This window comes from Cognatilysobacter segetis (assembly GCF_004359965.1).
Taxonomy (GTDB): domain Bacteria; phylum Pseudomonadota; class Gammaproteobacteria; order Xanthomonadales; family Xanthomonadaceae; genus Cognatilysobacter; species Cognatilysobacter segetis.
Map to the genome: position 1 here is coordinate 1 of NZ_SMRQ01000072.1, position 13,289 is coordinate 13,289.

14 protein-coding genes, 4 tRNA genes and 1 pseudogene are annotated in these 13,289 nt (G+C 70.9%); 4 read left to right on the plus strand and 15 right to left on the minus strand.

Translation table 11 applies throughout. From position 1 onward, the window contains the following. The 12 genes and pseudogenes from E4F61_RS12835 to E4F61_RS12890 all read right to left on the minus strand — a co-directional run. Positions 1-206 (minus strand): GTP-binding protein (locus tag E4F61_RS12835; protein WP_238382910.1); only part of this gene is annotated, 206 nt, incomplete at its 3' end. 52 nt (positions 207-258) lie between these two features. Continuing rightward, positions 259-334: transfer RNA gene (locus tag E4F61_RS12840), tRNA-Thr, on the minus strand. 39 nt (positions 335-373) lie between these two features. Beyond that, positions 374-447 (minus strand) — tRNA-Gly (locus tag E4F61_RS12845). A 64-nt stretch (positions 448-511) separates the two neighbouring features. Beyond that, a tRNA-Tyr gene (locus tag E4F61_RS12850) sits at positions 512-597 on the minus strand. 80 nt (positions 598-677) lie between these two features. Next, a complete protein-coding gene (ychF, locus tag E4F61_RS12855) occupies positions 678-1,769 on the minus strand; it encodes a redox-regulated ATPase YchF (protein ID WP_133480033.1) in 1,092 nt (363 codons plus the stop codon). Between the two features lie 68 nt (positions 1,770-1,837). Further along, positions 1,838-2,419: an aminoacyl-tRNA hydrolase gene (gene pth / locus E4F61_RS12860; protein WP_133480034.1), complete on the minus strand. Its 582-nt coding sequence runs from the start codon at positions 2,417-2,419 to the stop codon at positions 1,838-1,840. A gap of 60 nt (positions 2,420-2,479) precedes the next feature. Beyond that, complete coding sequence (locus E4F61_RS12865; RefSeq protein ID WP_133480035.1) at positions 2,480-3,103, minus strand: 50S ribosomal protein L25/general stress protein Ctc; 624 nt, start codon at positions 3,101-3,103, stop codon at positions 2,480-2,482. A gap of 98 nt (positions 3,104-3,201) precedes the next feature. Then, complete coding sequence (locus E4F61_RS12870; RefSeq protein ID WP_133480036.1) at positions 3,202-4,164, minus strand: ribose-phosphate diphosphokinase; 963 nt, start codon at positions 4,162-4,164, stop codon at positions 3,202-3,204. A 101-nt stretch (positions 4,165-4,265) separates the two neighbouring features. Beyond that, positions 4,266-4,341 (minus strand) — tRNA-Gln (locus E4F61_RS12875). Between the two features lie 23 nt (positions 4,342-4,364). Further along, positions 4,365-5,249 (minus strand): 4-(cytidine 5'-diphospho)-2-C-methyl-D-erythritol kinase, encoded by an 885-nt coding sequence (gene ispE / locus E4F61_RS12880; RefSeq protein WP_133480037.1) that lies wholly within the window; start codon positions 5,247-5,249, stop codon positions 4,365-4,367. After that, positions 5,246-5,875: a lipoprotein insertase outer membrane protein LolB gene (gene lolB, locus E4F61_RS12885; RefSeq protein ID WP_133480038.1), complete on the minus strand. Its 630-nt coding sequence runs from the start codon at positions 5,873-5,875 to the stop codon at positions 5,246-5,248. Before lolB ends, ispE begins: the two co-directional genes overlap by 4 nt. Positions 5,876-5,964: 89 nt before the next feature. Continuing rightward, positions 5,965-7,632: pseudogene (locus E4F61_RS12890) on the minus strand (tetratricopeptide repeat protein); the annotation flags it as partial. Between the two features lie 96 nt (positions 7,633-7,728). Between E4F61_RS12890 and hemA the strand changes: the two are divergent. From hemA to E4F61_RS12910, 4 genes are all read left to right on the plus strand, one after another. Then, a complete protein-coding gene (hemA, locus tag E4F61_RS12895) occupies positions 7,729-9,006 on the plus strand; it encodes a glutamyl-tRNA reductase (RefSeq protein ID WP_133480039.1) in 1,278 nt (425 codons plus the stop codon). 69 nt (positions 9,007-9,075) lie between these two features. Further along, a complete protein-coding gene (gene prfA / locus E4F61_RS12900) occupies positions 9,076-10,161 on the plus strand; it encodes a peptide chain release factor 1 (protein ID WP_133480040.1) in 1,086 nt (361 codons plus the stop codon). A gap of 61 nt (positions 10,162-10,222) precedes the next feature. Then, positions 10,223-10,693 carry a GNAT family N-acetyltransferase gene (locus E4F61_RS12905; protein WP_133480041.1) on the plus strand — a complete coding sequence of 157 codons (471 nt, stop codon included), beginning with the start codon at positions 10,223-10,225 and terminating at the stop codon, positions 10,691-10,693. After that, entirely contained in the window at positions 10,693-12,408 is a 1,716-nt protein-coding gene (locus tag E4F61_RS12910; protein ID WP_133480042.1) for an O-linked N-acetylglucosamine transferase, SPINDLY family protein, read from the plus strand. Before E4F61_RS12905 ends, E4F61_RS12910 begins: the two co-directional genes overlap by 1 nt. Here the strand turns inward: E4F61_RS12910 and E4F61_RS12915 are convergent. The 3 genes from E4F61_RS12915 to E4F61_RS12925 form a co-directional block, all read right to left on the minus strand. Further along, the gene (locus tag E4F61_RS12915) at positions 12,405-12,680 is read right to left on the minus strand and encodes a PQ-loop domain-containing transporter (RefSeq protein WP_133480043.1); all 276 of its coding nucleotides are present in this window, start codon (positions 12,678-12,680) and stop codon (positions 12,405-12,407) included. The genes E4F61_RS12910 and E4F61_RS12915 overlap by 4 nt on opposite strands. Before the next feature lie 72 nt (positions 12,681-12,752). Then, the gene (locus tag E4F61_RS12920) at positions 12,753-13,022 is read right to left on the minus strand and encodes an acylphosphatase (RefSeq protein ID WP_133480044.1); all 270 of its coding nucleotides are present in this window, start codon (positions 13,020-13,022) and stop codon (positions 12,753-12,755) included. Continuing rightward, positions 13,019-13,289 (minus strand): thioredoxin domain-containing protein (locus tag E4F61_RS12925; RefSeq protein ID WP_484482006.1); only part of this gene is annotated, 271 nt, incomplete at its 5' end. The genes E4F61_RS12925 and E4F61_RS12920, both read right to left, overlap by 4 nt.

The window sequence follows — 13,289 nt, forward strand, 5'->3', positions numbered from 1 at the left end:
TCCACGTGCGCCGTCGAGATCGTGATGCCGCGCGCCTTCTCTTCCGGCGCCGCGTCGATCTGGTCGTACGCCTTGAACTCACCACCGAAACGCTCGGCACCCACCTTCGTCAGCGCCGCCGTCAGCGTCGTCTTGCCGTGGTCCACGTGACCGATCGTGCCCACGTTCACGTGGGGCTTGGTGCGCTCGAACTTACCCTTGGCCATGGTTGCGTCTCGTTGGGGCGCTTCCCGAAGAAGCGTTCGGTGGATTGCGAAATGGTGCTCACGAAAGGAATCGAACCTTCGACCTCCTCCTTACCAAGGAGGTGCTCTACCGACTGAGCTACGTGAGCCTGTGAGGCTGCCAAGCGGGTGTCTGTCGCTGCGTTCAATGGAGCGGGAGACGGGAATCGAACCCGCACCATCAGCTTGGAAGGCTGAGGTTCTACCGTTGAACTACTCCCGCGCCGGACGGACCTGCTTGGGTACTGCGCCGGTGGTTGGTAACGCCGCCGGTTTGAAGCGAAAGCTGGTGGAGGGAGGTGGATTCGAACCACCGAAGGCGTAAGCCAGCAGATTTACAGTCTGCCCCCGTTGGCCGCTTGGGTATCCCTCCGAAGAGCCCGCAATTCTGGCCGACCGATCGGGGCAAGTCAACGGACTGTTCACTTCCCCGACCGTCGACCGAACCGCCGGTCAGACGTTGAAGCGGAAATGCAGGACGTCGCCCTCCTGGACCCGGTAATCCTTGCCCTCCAGTCGCAGGCGACCCGCATCGCGGGCACCGGCCTCGCCCCGGTACTTGATGAAGTCGTCGAAACCGATGGTTTCGGCGCGGATGAAGCCCTTCTCGAAGTCCGTATGGATCACCGCGGCCGCCTGTGGCGCGGTCGCGCCCGCCTTGACCGTCCAGGCGCGGACCTCCTTCACGCCAGCGGTGAAATAGGTCTGCAGGCCGAGCAGCTTGTAGGCGGCGCGGATCACGCGGTTCAGGCCCGGCTCGTCGAGGCCGAGATCGGCGAGGAACGCGTCGCGGTCGGCGTCCTCGAGCTGGCTGAGCTCCTCCTCGATCGCGGCCGAGACCGGCACGACCTCGGCACCCTCGCGAGCCGCGCGCTCGCGCACGGCATCGAGGTGCGGATTGTTCTCGAAACCGTCCTCCAGCACGTTGGCGACGTACATGACCGGCTTGAGCGTGAGCAGGAACAGGTCGCGCACGAGCGCGCGGTCGTCGTCGGACAGCTCGGCCTGGCGCGCCGGACGGCCGTCGTCGAGCACCTTGCGCAGGCGGCCGAGCACCTCGGCACGCGCCTTGGCGTCCTTGTCGCCCGCCTTGGCCGAGCGCTCTGCGCGCTGCAGCGCCTTGTCGACCGAGTCGAGGTCGGCGAGCGCCAGCTCGGTGTCGATCGTGTCGATGTCGGCGAGCGGGTCGACCTTGTTGTTGACGTGGATGACGTCGGCATTCTCGAAGCAGCGCACCACGTGCGTGATCGCGTCGACTTCGCGGATGTGCGCGAGGAACTTGTTGCCCAGGCCCTCGCCCGAGGCCGCGCCGGCGACCAGGCCGGCGATGTCGACGAACTCCACCGCGGTCGGGATGACCTTCTGCGGCTTCACGATCTCGGCCAGCTGGTTCAGGCGCGGATCCGGCACCGGCACGACGCCGACGTTGGGCTCGATCGTGCAGAAGGGGAAATTCGCCGCGGCGATGCCCGCCTTGGTGAGCGCGTTGAAGAGGGTCGACTTGCCGACGTTGGGCAGGCCGACGATGCCGCATTTGATGCCCATGGTCTGGCTCCGGTGATTCGAACGGTGATGCGGAAGCGGCCGTCGTGCAGCCGCTTCCGCATGCCCGCTCAGGCTTTCGCGGTGTTGAGGCGCTTCATCGCTTCGTTGATGTCGCCGGACACGGCGAGCGGCAGGACGTCGATGGCGTCGTCGATCGAGCGCAGGATCATCGATTCGTCCGCCGGCGACGGCTTGCCGAGCACCCAGCCCACGACCTTGTCCTTGTGGCCCGGGTGGCCGATGCCGACGCGCAGCCGGTGGAACTTCGCATGGCCGAGCAGGCGGATGGTGTCGCGCAGGCCGTTCTGGCCGCCGTGCCCGCCGTCGAACTTGAGGCGCGCGGTGCCGGGCGGCAGGTCGAGCTCGTCATGCGCCAGCAGCGCTTCGTCCGGTTCGATCTTCCAGAACCGCAGCGCGGCGGTGACCGACTTGCCGGAGAGGTTCATGAAGGTCGCGGGCTTGAGCAGCCAGACGCTCTGACCGCCGATGTCGACCTTGCAGACCTCGCCGAACAGCTTCGACTCGACGCGGAACGTACCGCCGGACTTGCGCGCGAGCTCGTCCACGAACCAGAACCCGGCGTTGTGCCGCTGGCGCACGTGCTCGGCACCGGGATTGCCCAGTCCGACGATGAGTTTCAGGCCTGCCATCGCGATATCCGCAAATACGAACGGGCCGACCGCGAGGGTCGGCCCGTCCGCATGACGCGATTACTTCTTGTCGCCTTCCGCGGCCGGGGTCTCGTCCTCTTCCGCCGTGCGGGCGGCCTTGGCGATGACCACCGCGACGTCGTGCTCCTTGCCCAGCTTGAGCTCGGGGATCTCGACGCCGTTCGGCAGCTTGAGGTCGGACAGGTGGACGATGTCGCCCTGCTTCAGGTTCGCGAGGTCGACCTCGATGAACTCCGGCAGGTTCTTCGGCAGGCAGCTCACGGTCACTTCGTTGAGCTCGTGGGTGACCACGACCTCGGCCGACTTGCCGGCCGGCGACGTTTCCTGGTTCAGGAAGTGCAGCGGCACCGACGCGCGCAGCGTCTGGTTCGCGTCCACGCGCTGGAAGTCCAGGTGCATGATCTGCTGCTTGAACGGGTGGCGCTGCATGTCACGCAGCAGCACGCTCTCGACGCTGCCGTCGATGTCGAGCGACAGGATCGACGAGTAGAACCACTCGTTCTGGCTGGCGAGCCAGACCTTCTCGTGCTCGAGCTGGATCTGCTTCGGCTCGGCGCTGCCGCCGTAGACGATGGCCGGGATGGCGGCGGCATGACGCAGGAGGCGGCTCGCACCCTTCCCCTTGTCGCTGCGGCCGGTGGCCTTGATGGTGTGTTCGGACATTTCGATTACTCACTGTTACTGCGATGGAAACCGCCTCGCGGCGGCGATGTCACTCACCCGCGACCAGGTGAGCGGAGGTGCGGCTTTCGCCGCGGAAACTAGTCGACGTACAACGAGCTGACCGACTCGCCGAACGCCACGCGACGGATCGTCTCGGCGAGCAGTTCGGCGACGGACAGCTGGCGGATCTTCGGGCAGGCTTTCGCCGCCTCGGACAGCATGATCGTGTCGGTGACCACGAGCTCGTCGAGCGCCGAGTTCGTCACGTTCTCGATCGCCGCGCCCGACAGCACCGGATGCGTGCAGTACGCCACGACCTTGGTCGCACCGCGCTCCTTCAGCGCACCGGCCGCGGCGCCTAGCGTGCCGGCGGTGTCGACGATGTCGTCGACCAGCACGCAGGTCTTGCCGTCGACGTCACCGATGATGTTCATCACCGTCGCGACATTCGCCTTCGGGCGGCGCTTGTCGATGATCGCGAGGTCGGCGTCGTCCAGTCGCTTGGCGATCGCGCGGGCACGCACCACGCCACCGACGTCGGGCGACACCACGACCATGTTGTCCGTGCCGTGCGCGCGCCAGATGTCGGCGAGCAGCAGCGGCGATGCGTAGACGTTGTCGACCGGAATGTCGAAGAAACCCTGGATCTGGTCGGCATGCAGGTCGACCGTCAATACGCGATCGGTCCCCACCGCACTGAACATCTTCGCCGCCACCTTCGCCGTGATCGGCACGCGCGAGCTGCGCGGGCGGCGGTCCTGGCGGGCGTAGCCGAAATACGGGACGACGGCGGTGACGTTGCTGACCGAGGCGCGCTTGAGCGCGTCCACCAGCACCAGCAGCTCCATGAAATTCTCGGCCGTCGGCGCGTTCGTCGGCTGGATCACGAACACTTCCTGCCGGCGCACGTTCTCCTCGATCTCGACCTGCACCTCGCCGTCGGAGAACTTGCCGACCAGCGCCTTGCCCAGGCGCGTGCCGAGCTCCTTGCAGACGGCTTCGGCGAGCGGGCGGTTCGCGTTGCCGCTGAAGACGAGGAGGTTGCTGCGATCTTTGTGCATGGCGGCCGGCATTCGAAGGTTTCGGAGCGGAAATCGGTCAGATGCACGTCGCATGGCCGGCGTTGCGCGCTGCGCGCAGGACGTCCGGTGGGCGCCACGAATGGCAGGGGCGGAAGGATTCGAACCTTCGCATGCCAGGATCAAAACCTGGTGCCTTAACCGCTTGGCGACGCCCCTGTCGTTGTCGAACGAGCGGCGCGTTACGGCGACGCCTGGAACCTGTGGAGCATCCGGTGCAGCGGCGATACCGCGGCCCCGGCGACGAGCCGGCATCGCAGCGTCGACGGCAGCCGACCCAGCGCGACCTCCGCCGATTCGCGAGTGGCGAATTCGACGAAGCAGCCGCTGCCCGAGCCGGTCAATCGCGCGCGGCCGACCTGCGATAGCGCCTCGAGCACGGCATCGACCGCCGGCTCGCGCGCACGCAGGACGGATTCGAACGCGTTGCCGAACCGGTCACTCCGGGGGTCGCCCCCCGCAACGAAGTCCGCCATTTTCAAGGGCGGTGTATCCCGCGTCAAATCAGGGTCCGCGAACAGAACGGCCGTCGGCGCCTGCACCGGGGGCTCGACAACCACGTACCACGCCGGTGGAAGCTCGACCGGTGTCAGCCGCTCGCCGACCCCTTCCGCCCACGCATTGCGCCCGAGGACGAAGACCGGGACGTCCGCGCCGAGGCCGAGGCCGAGCTCCGCGAGCCGATCCAGCGGCCAGTCCACACGCCATAGCCGGTTGAGCGCGACCAGGACCGTCGCCGCGTCCGAGGACCCACCGCCGAAGCCGCCGCCCGTAGGGATTCGTTTAAACAGCATGATGTCGGCACCTTCGCCGACATTGGCGGACTTTTGCAGCATCTTGGCCGCACGTACCGCGAGATCCTCGTCCTCGCCCACGCCGGGCACCGAAGGGCCGATGCGGGCGATCGCGCCGTCGGCACGCAGTCGCAGGCGGACGGTGTCGCCCCACTCCAGCAGGCGGAAAAGGCTCTGCAGCTCGTGGTACCCGTCGGGCCGGCGGCCGGTGATGTGCAGGAACAGGTTGAGCTTGGCCGGGGCCGGCCAGTCGGTCCACGCAGCCCCGGTCATGGCGCCTCGGCGCCGTCCGTCCAGCGGTCGATGACGAGGCGGACACGGGCGTCGTCGCGCCGGGCTTCGATCCGGGCCGGCAGCGCCGCGTCGATCGCCGACGGCCAGGTGTAGTCGATGGTCCAGCCCGATTCGGCCAGCCGCGCGAGGCGGCCGTCGGCGCCGAACTGGACGACCGCGCGGTCCGGATCGGCACGCAGGCCGCGTACCCAGCGCGGCAGCGACCGCACCGGGATGTCCCAGCCGGTGGCCTCGCGCAGCAGCGATTCGGCGTCGTCGCCCTGCCGGGGGCCGCCTTGCAGGCCGTCGAGGGTGGCGCGCCCCGGCTCGCCGGTGAGGCGCCAGCCCTGTCGGGTGATCGGCGCGGTCAGGGCGATGTCGAAGCGGGGGCCGGTCTGTCGCCACTCGATGCGCCCGCTGCCCGCGTCGCGGCTGTTGGACACGGCGATGCGACCGTCGAGGCCCCAGTCGGGCTGTGCGGCAAGCGCCTGCTCGCGGCGGGCCAGCTGCGCCATCGACGCGTCGGTCGGCGGCAGCGGCGCGACGACGCGGGGCGTGGCGCAACCGGCGAGCGCGAGCGCCAGGAGGACGGCGGCCAGCCGCGACAGTCGACGGACGGCGCTCATCGGGCGGCCCCGGAGGCGGGCGCGGGCGCGGACGCCGACGTGCCCGGCGCGGGCTTCGACGCGGCGGGCGGCGCCGGCGGCAGCACCGCACCGGTCGTCTTCAGCGCGCGGGCCAGCGAACGGTTGTCGGCATCGAGCTCGCGGGATTCGACGAAATACCGCCGCGCCTCGTCCTGCCGGCCGAGTACCCACAGCACCTCGCCGACGTGTGCGGCGATCTCGGCATCCTTCTGCAGGGCATAGGCGCGCTGCAGCTCGACCAGCGCCTCGGCGGGCTTGCCGAGGCGGTAGAGCACCCAGCCGTAGCTGTCGACGATGGCGGCGTTGTTCGGCTCGGCGGCCCGCGCGCGATTGATCAGCTCCAGCGCCTCCTGGTAGCGCGTCGTGCGGTCGGCCAGCGTGTAGCCGAGCGCGTTCAGGGTGGCGACGTTGTCGGGCTGCGCGACGAGGATCCTGCGCAGGTCGGCCTCCGCGCGGGCGACGTCGTCGCGGCGCTCCCAGGCCAGCGCACGCGAGTACAGCAGGTCGGGATCGTCCGGCATCGCGGCGAGGCCGCGCGCGAACGCGTCCATCTCGCGGGCGTCGTCCTTGTCCTTCTGCCAGAGCGCGGCCTCGAGCGCGTAGGCATCGCGACGGACATCGTCCTCGGCCGAGGCGTCCTGCTGCAGCGCCCGCAGCGAATCGACCGCCTCCTTGCCGCGGCCGAGCTCGTGCAGCACGTTGGCCGTGCGCAGGCGGGCGACCCAGCGCTGCGGCCCGCCGGGCACGCTGGTGTACCAGCCCAGCGCGGCGTCGAAATGCTTGAGGTACTCGGCGAGCTGGCCGAGCAGCAGGCGGCGGTCGGGATCCGGGCGCTGGGCGTCGCGGGCCAGTTCGTCGTAGAGCTGCTGCAGCCGCGACTTGTCGTCGCCGCGCGCATACAGCGAGGCGCGCAGGGCGTAGGTCTGGTCGTCCTGCGGGCCGCGCGCCAGCATGTCGGCCGCGGCGGCGGGCTCGCCGAGCGAGTCGTATTCGCGGGCGACCAGCAGGCGCAGCTCGGCATCCTTGGACGCGGTCTCGCGCAGCGCGTCGACCACCGCCCGCGCCTCGGCCTTCTTGCCGGCCTCGCGCAGCTGGCTGGCGTTGAGCAGCGCGACGCGCGGATCGCCGGGGAACTTCGCGATCACCTCGGCGACGATGCGGTCGGCGAGCTTGGCCTGGTCGAGCCGCTGGGCGAGCCCGCCGAGCGCGAGCCAGGCCTGCAGCGTGGCAGGCACGGCCTTCTGGTCGAGCAGGCGCGTGACGATCGCGGCCGCCTGCTTCGGCGTCTTCGCGCCGCCGGCCAGCGTGCCGATGGCGAGCTTCCAGCCGTCGTTCGGTCGCGCGAACAGGGCCGCGAGTTGGCGCGTGGCCGCCGCGTCGTCGCCGCGGTGCAGGGCGAGCGTGGCCTCGGCGACCGCGATGTCGGCCTCGGTCTTCGCCGCGGGGCCCAGCAGGTCGCGCCAGAGCGCCAGCGCCTCGGCGGCCCGCTTGTCGTCCTTGGCCACCAGCGCGATTCCGGTGGCGCGCTCGGCGAGCGCGACGTCGCGGGCCGCGCGGGCGGCCTGGAGGTAGCCGGTCGCGGCCTCGTCCAGCTTGCCGGCCTGGAGCGCGAACTCGCCGGCCAGCAGCGGCTGCAGCGGGAGATCGGCCGTCGCGGGGGCCGCCGTCACCGGAAGTGCGGCGGCGATCGCGAGCGCGAGGCCCAGACGCTTGATCGAACGCAAAACCTGAAGCATGCGCACCCGGGATAATGGCGACTCGGAGGGGGTCAGCACCCGCATCGGTAGAATGCCGGGGCTGCCGCCGCAGCTTAGCGCAGGCACCTGTAACGAATGGGTTTCCACGTCATCGGCCTCAACCACGCCACCGCGCCCGTCGACGTGCGCGAGCGGGTGGCGTTCGCCGGCGACGCGACGGGCAGCGCGCTGGCCGAGCTGCGTGCGTTGCCGGCCGTTCACGAGGTCGCCCTGCTCTCGACCTGCAATCGCACCGAGCTCTATGCCGAGACCGGCGACGACGGCACGGCGCTCGCCGACTGGCTGGCACGGCGGTCGGACGTCGGCCCCGACCTGCACGCCTACCTCTACCGGCACGCCGATGCCGAAGCCGTGCGCCACCTGTTCCGCGTGGCGACGGGCCTGGATTCGCTGGTGCTGGGCGAGCCGCAGATCCTCGGCCAGGTGAAGGACGCCTGGGCGACCGCGCGCGCCGCGGGCACGCTCGGCAACCGCCTCGACCGCCTGTTCCAGCACGCCTTCAACACCGCCAAGCGCGCGCGCACCGACACGCGCATCGGCGCGAACCCGGTGTCGGTCGCGTCCACCGCGGTGAAGCTGGCGCAGGAATCGTTCGCGCCGCTGGCGCAGTCGACGGTGCTGCTGATCGGCGCGGGCGAAACGATCGAACTGGCCGCGCGCCACCTCGTGCAGGCCGGCACCAAGCGGCTTCTCGTCGCCAATCGCACCGTCGCGCATGCGCAGGACCTCGCGCTGCGCCACGGCGGCTATGCGCTGCCGCTGACCGAACTGGACAAGCATCTCGCCGAGGCCGACGTCGTGCTCAGCGCCACCGCCAGCCGCGTGCCGATCCTGCATGCCGCGCAGGTCGAAGCCGCGCTCGCCGCGCGCCGGCGTCGCCCGATGCTGCTGCTCGACCTCGCGGTGCCGCGCGACGTCGATGCCGGCGTCGCCCAGCTGCAGGACGTGTTCCTCTACACGGTCGACGACCTCGAGCGCGCGATCGAGGACAACCGCCGCAGCCGCCGCGAGGCCGCGGACGAAGCCGAGGCGATCGTCGAGCTGCAGGTCACGCGCTTCCGCGAAAAACTCGAAGCCAGCACGCGCAGCGAGCCTGTCAAGCGCATCCGCGCGCACGGCGAGGCGGCGCGCGCGGAAATCCTTGCCAGGGCGCGGCAGCAGCTCGCGTCGGGCATGTCGCCGGAGGACGCGCTGGAATTCCTCGCGCACACCCTGACCAACCGCCTGCTGCACGCGCCCACGGTGGCCGTGCGCGACGCCGCCTCGCAGGGCGATGCCGAGCTGGCGCGCGCCGCCGAGCGCCTGTTCCCCGAGCCGAACCCCGCCGACGCGACGCGTCCCGGCGAACGTTAGCGACCGTTTCCGCGCCGCGAACGGCCCGTCATGGCGACGGGCCGCCCTGCCCTGTCGACCGGAACCCGAATGAACCCGTCCCTGCGCCGCAAGCTCGAAGCCCTGGCCGAACGCCGCGAGGAACTCGAGCGCCTGCTCGCCGACCCCGCCGTCATCGGCGACGCCGCGCAGTTCCGCAAGCTCTCGCGCGAGTTCGCGCAACTCGAGCCCGTCGCCAACGCGCTCGCCGACGAGCAGCGCGCGCGTGCGGACCTCGCGAACGCGCAGGCGATGCGCGACGACCCGGAGCTGCGCGAGCTGGCCGACGAGGAAGTCGCCGCCGCGACGCAGCGCCTGGAACAACTCGATGCCGAACTGCTCGCGCACCTGATCCCGAAGGATCCGCGCGACGAGGGCGACCTCTATCTGGAAGTGCGCGCCGGTACCGGTGGCGACGAGGCGGCGATCTTCGCCGGCGACCTCTTCCGCATGTACACGCGCTACGCCGAGCGCCAGGGCTGGCGCATCGAGGTCGAATCGGCCAACCCGGGCGAGCATGGCGGCTTCAAGGAAGTCATCGCGCGTGTCGAGGGCCGCGGCGCGTACTCGCGGCTGAAGTTCGAATCCGGCACGCACCGCGTACAGCGCGTGCCGGCGACGGAATCGCAGGGCCGTATCCACACGTCGGCGGCCACGGTGGCGATCATCCCGGTCGAAGCCGACGAAGCGCCGATCGAGATCTCGCCGGCCGACCTGCGCGTGGACACGTACCGGTCCTCCGGCGCCGGCGGCCAGCACGTCAACAAGACCGACTCGGCGATCCGCATCACGCACCTGCCGACCGGCCTCGTCGTCGAGAGCCAGACCGAGCGCAGCCAGCACGCGAACCGCGACAAGGCCATGAAGCGCCTGCGCGCCATGCTGGCCGAGGCGCAGGCCGAAAAGGCCGCGGCGGCACAGGCGGAGACGCGCAAACTCCAGGTCGGCAGCGGCGATCGCAGCCAGCGCATCCGCACCTACAGCTTCCCGCAGGGCCGCATCACCGACCACCGCGTCGACGGCCTGACGCTGTACGACCTACCGAACGTGATGGAAGGCGGCCTGGACGCCCTGCTCGACCGTCTGCAGCAGGAACACCAGGCGGACGAACTGGCGCGGCTGACGTCGGCGGCCTGAGCGCATCGCGCGCCCCGCGTTTGCACGCGACAATCCCGACACGCCCGCCGCCGCGACCGCCATGACCGACGACTTCCGCATCCGCACCGCCACGCCGGACGACCTCGACGAGGCCGCGCGCCTGTTCGATGCGTACCGCCAGTTCTACGGCCAGCCGACCGATCCGGCCGCGGGCCGCGCCTTCCTCGCCGAGCGCATGGCGCAGCGCGAGTCGTTGCTGCTGCTCGCGTGGCAGGGCGGGCGCGCCGTCGGCTTCGCGCAGCTGTATCCGATGTTCTCGTCCGTGCGCATGGTGCCGGTGTTCGTGCTCAACGATCTCTACGTCGACGCGAACGCGCGGCGAACCGGCGTGGGTCGACGCCTGCTCGACGCCTCGGCGGTCGCCGCGCGCGCCGCCGGTGCCCGTCGCATCGTCCTGGAAACCGCGGTGGAGAACCTCGCCGCGCGTGCGCTCTACCGCGATGCCGGCTGGGACGAGGAATCGACGCAGTGGTACGCGCTCGACCTCGCGGAGTCGCGGGTCGACGGCTGATGGCCGACCCGCGCCAGCACGCGCGCACGCAGGTCCAGCGCGCGCCGGGCGATGCGATCGCCTGGGTGATCCTGGCCGAGGCCGAGCTCGATGCGGGCGACCCGATCGCCGGCGAGCGCGCCGCGCGGCGCGCGCTGCAATTGCGGCCGGGCGAACCCGAGGCGCTGGCGCGTCTGGGGCGTGCGCAGTCGATGCTCGGGCGCGCCGACGATGCGGTGCTGTCGCTGTCGCAGGCGGCGCAGGCCGCCCCGGGACATCCGGGCATCGCCGTGTGGCTCGGCCACGCGCTCGAGGACGTGCGGCGCGGGGAGGAGGCGGCGCAGGCGTTCGCGCATGCGCATCGCCTGTTGCCGGACGAGGCGATGGTCGCCGCCTACCTGCTCGCCGCGCGTCGCCGCCTCTGCGACTGGCGCGATGTCGACACGCTGTCCGCGCAGGTACGCGACGCCGTGCGCGGTGGCCGCGCGTCGGTCGAGCCGTTCGCCTTCCTGAGCGAGGATTCGACCCCCGCCGAGCAGTTGCAGTGCGCACGCCTGCGGGCGTCGATGGTCGGCGCGGGCATCCGCCCGATGGCGCCGGTCGAGCGAGCGTCGCGCCGCGACGGACCGGTCCGGCTCGGTTTCCTGTCCAACGGCTTCGGCGCGCATCCCACGGGCCTGCTGACCGTCGCGATGTTCGAGGCCCTGCGCAGCCGGGACGGCATCGAAGCCCACGTCTTCGCACTCAATCCCGACGACGGCAGCGGCGTGCGTCGGCGCATCGCCGCGGCGACACGGCTGCACGACGTCGCGCACCGCCCGCATCGGGTCGTCGCCGAACGCATCCGTGCCGAGCGCATCGACGTGCTGTTCGACCTGCGCGGATGGGGCGGCGGCGGCACGCCCGAGGTGCTCGCGATGCGCCCGGCGCCGGTGCAGGTGAACTGGCTCGCGTATCCCGGCACGTCGGGCGCGCCCTGGATCGATTACGTGCTGGCCGATCGCACGGTGCTGCCGCCGTCGCTCGCGCCGCATTTCGGCGAGGCGGTCGCGTACCTGCCGCACTGCTTCCAGCCGTCCGACACGGCGCGCCCGCTGCCACCGCCGCCGTCGCGCGAGGCCTGCGGGCTTCCGGCCAGGGGCGTCGTGTTCTGCTGTTTCAACAACAGCTACAAGCTCAACGCGGCCAGCATGTCACGCGCGTTTGAGGTCCTGCGCGACGTCGACGGCAGCGTGCTGTGGCTGCTCTCGGGCCCCGGCCGTGCGGACGAGCGCCTGCGCGACGCGGCATCGGGCGCGGGGATCGATCCGTCGCGACTCGTCTTCATGCCCAAGCAGCCGCATCCGGATTACCTCGCGCGTCTGCAGCTCGCCGACCTCTTCCTCGACACGAATCCGTACAACGCCCACACCACCGCTTCCGACGCGCTCTGGGCGGGCTGCCCCGTACTGACGCGGCCGGGCGAGACGTTCGCGTCGCGCGTCGCGGCCAGCCTCGTCACCGCGCTGGGAATCGACGACCTGCGCGTGGCCGACGATGCCGCGTTCGTGCGGCGCGCCATCGAGCTCGGGCGGGACCCGGGCGCGCTCGCCGCGGTCCGGGCGCGCGTAGCGGCGGCGCGCGCGAGGTCGCCGCTGTTCGACATGGACGGGTTCGCCGCGTCGCTGGCCGCCGTGGCTGTACAGATGGCGCAGCGGTGGCGCGAGGGCGCTCCGCCGGCGGGTCTCGACGCCTAGCCCTCGCGCTCGGCGATGCGTTTGTTCCGCTTGTAGATCAGCTGGCCCACGATCGCGGTGATCAGCAGCACGCTGTTCGTGAACACGAACACGCCGTTGCCCACGCGCCAGCTGTAGATCGTGAAGCCGATGCTCGCGCAGAGCTGGCCGATGAACAGCCAGCGCGACACGCCGTCGGTGGTGCGCTCGCGCCACTGCGTGTAGACCTGTCGTGCGAGCGTGGCGATGAGGATGGCGGACGCGCCCCAGCCGATCGCGTCGGTGAATGTCATGCGCCTGGGGTGTCGGTCGTCGGCATGTCGCGAGCCTCGCGGTCGTGCCGTCGGCATGCGGTGAAGCGCGGCTCAGCCGGTGCTGAATTCCGCCGGCGCGTGGCTCGCGGCGAAGTCCGTGCGCGACACCGCGTCCACGCGTGCCAGCGGCGGCCCGTGCGCCAGCCAGCGCGCGAACGCGTCGATCGCGTGGCCGTCGCCGTGCGCTTCGATTTCGACGCGGCCGTCGGCGAGGTTGCGCGCATGGCCGGTCAGTCCCAGGGCCTGCGCCTCGCGTCGCGCGTGCGCGCGGAACGCGACGCCCTGCACGCGGCCCGAAACGAGGAAACGCGCGGCGGTCATCCCGCGGCCGTCGTTCCGTGCGCCGCGATCGCCTGCTCGATCGCGGCGATCGTCACCGGCCCCAGCAGCGTCTTCGCGACGCGCCCATCGGGCGCGATGATCACCGTCATCGGCAACCCGCGCGGCGTCTCGAAATCCGCCGGCGGATCCATCGTGTCGATGATCGCGATCGGGTAAGCCAGCTTGTGCGTGGCGAGGAAATCCCGCATCGCCTTCGGCTCGATGTCCTCGTAGGCGAGGCCGATCACATCGATGTCGTCGCGCGCG

What these genes read in the sequence shown, in the direction of transcription:
- ychF (WP_133480033.1), bottom strand. Translation starts at nt 1,769, where the DNA reads ATGGGCATCAAATGCGGCATCGTCGGCCTGCCCAACGTCGGCAAGTCG.
- pth (WP_133480034.1), bottom strand. Translation starts at nt 2,419, where the DNA reads ATGGCAGGCCTGAAACTCATCGTCGGACTGGGCAATCCCGGTGCCGAG.
- E4F61_RS12865 (WP_133480035.1), bottom strand. Translation starts at nt 3,103, where the DNA reads ATGTCCGAACACACCATCAAGGCCACCGGCCGCAGCGACAAGGGGAAG.
- E4F61_RS12870 (WP_133480036.1), bottom strand. Translation starts at nt 4,164, where the DNA reads ATGCACAAAGATCGCAGCAACCTCCTCGTCTTCAGCGGCAACGCGAAC.
- ispE (WP_133480037.1), bottom strand. Translation starts at nt 5,249, where the DNA reads ATGACCGGGGCTGCGTGGACCGACTGGCCGGCCCCGGCCAAGCTCAAC.
- lolB (WP_133480038.1), bottom strand. Translation starts at nt 5,875, where the DNA reads ATGAGCGCCGTCCGTCGACTGTCGCGGCTGGCCGCCGTCCTCCTGGCG.
- hemA (WP_133480039.1), top strand. Translation starts at nt 7,729, where the DNA reads ATGGGTTTCCACGTCATCGGCCTCAACCACGCCACCGCGCCCGTCGAC.
- prfA (WP_133480040.1), top strand. Translation starts at nt 9,076, where the DNA reads ATGAACCCGTCCCTGCGCCGCAAGCTCGAAGCCCTGGCCGAACGCCGC.
- E4F61_RS12905 (WP_133480041.1), top strand. Translation starts at nt 10,223, where the DNA reads ATGACCGACGACTTCCGCATCCGCACCGCCACGCCGGACGACCTCGAC.
- E4F61_RS12910 (WP_133480042.1), top strand. Translation starts at nt 10,693, where the DNA reads ATGGCCGACCCGCGCCAGCACGCGCGCACGCAGGTCCAGCGCGCGCCG.
- E4F61_RS12915 (WP_133480043.1), bottom strand. Translation starts at nt 12,680, where the DNA reads ATGACATTCACCGACGCGATCGGCTGGGGCGCGTCCGCCATCCTCATC.
- E4F61_RS12920 (WP_133480044.1), bottom strand. Translation starts at nt 13,022, where the DNA reads ATGACCGCCGCGCGTTTCCTCGTTTCGGGCCGCGTGCAGGGCGTCGCG.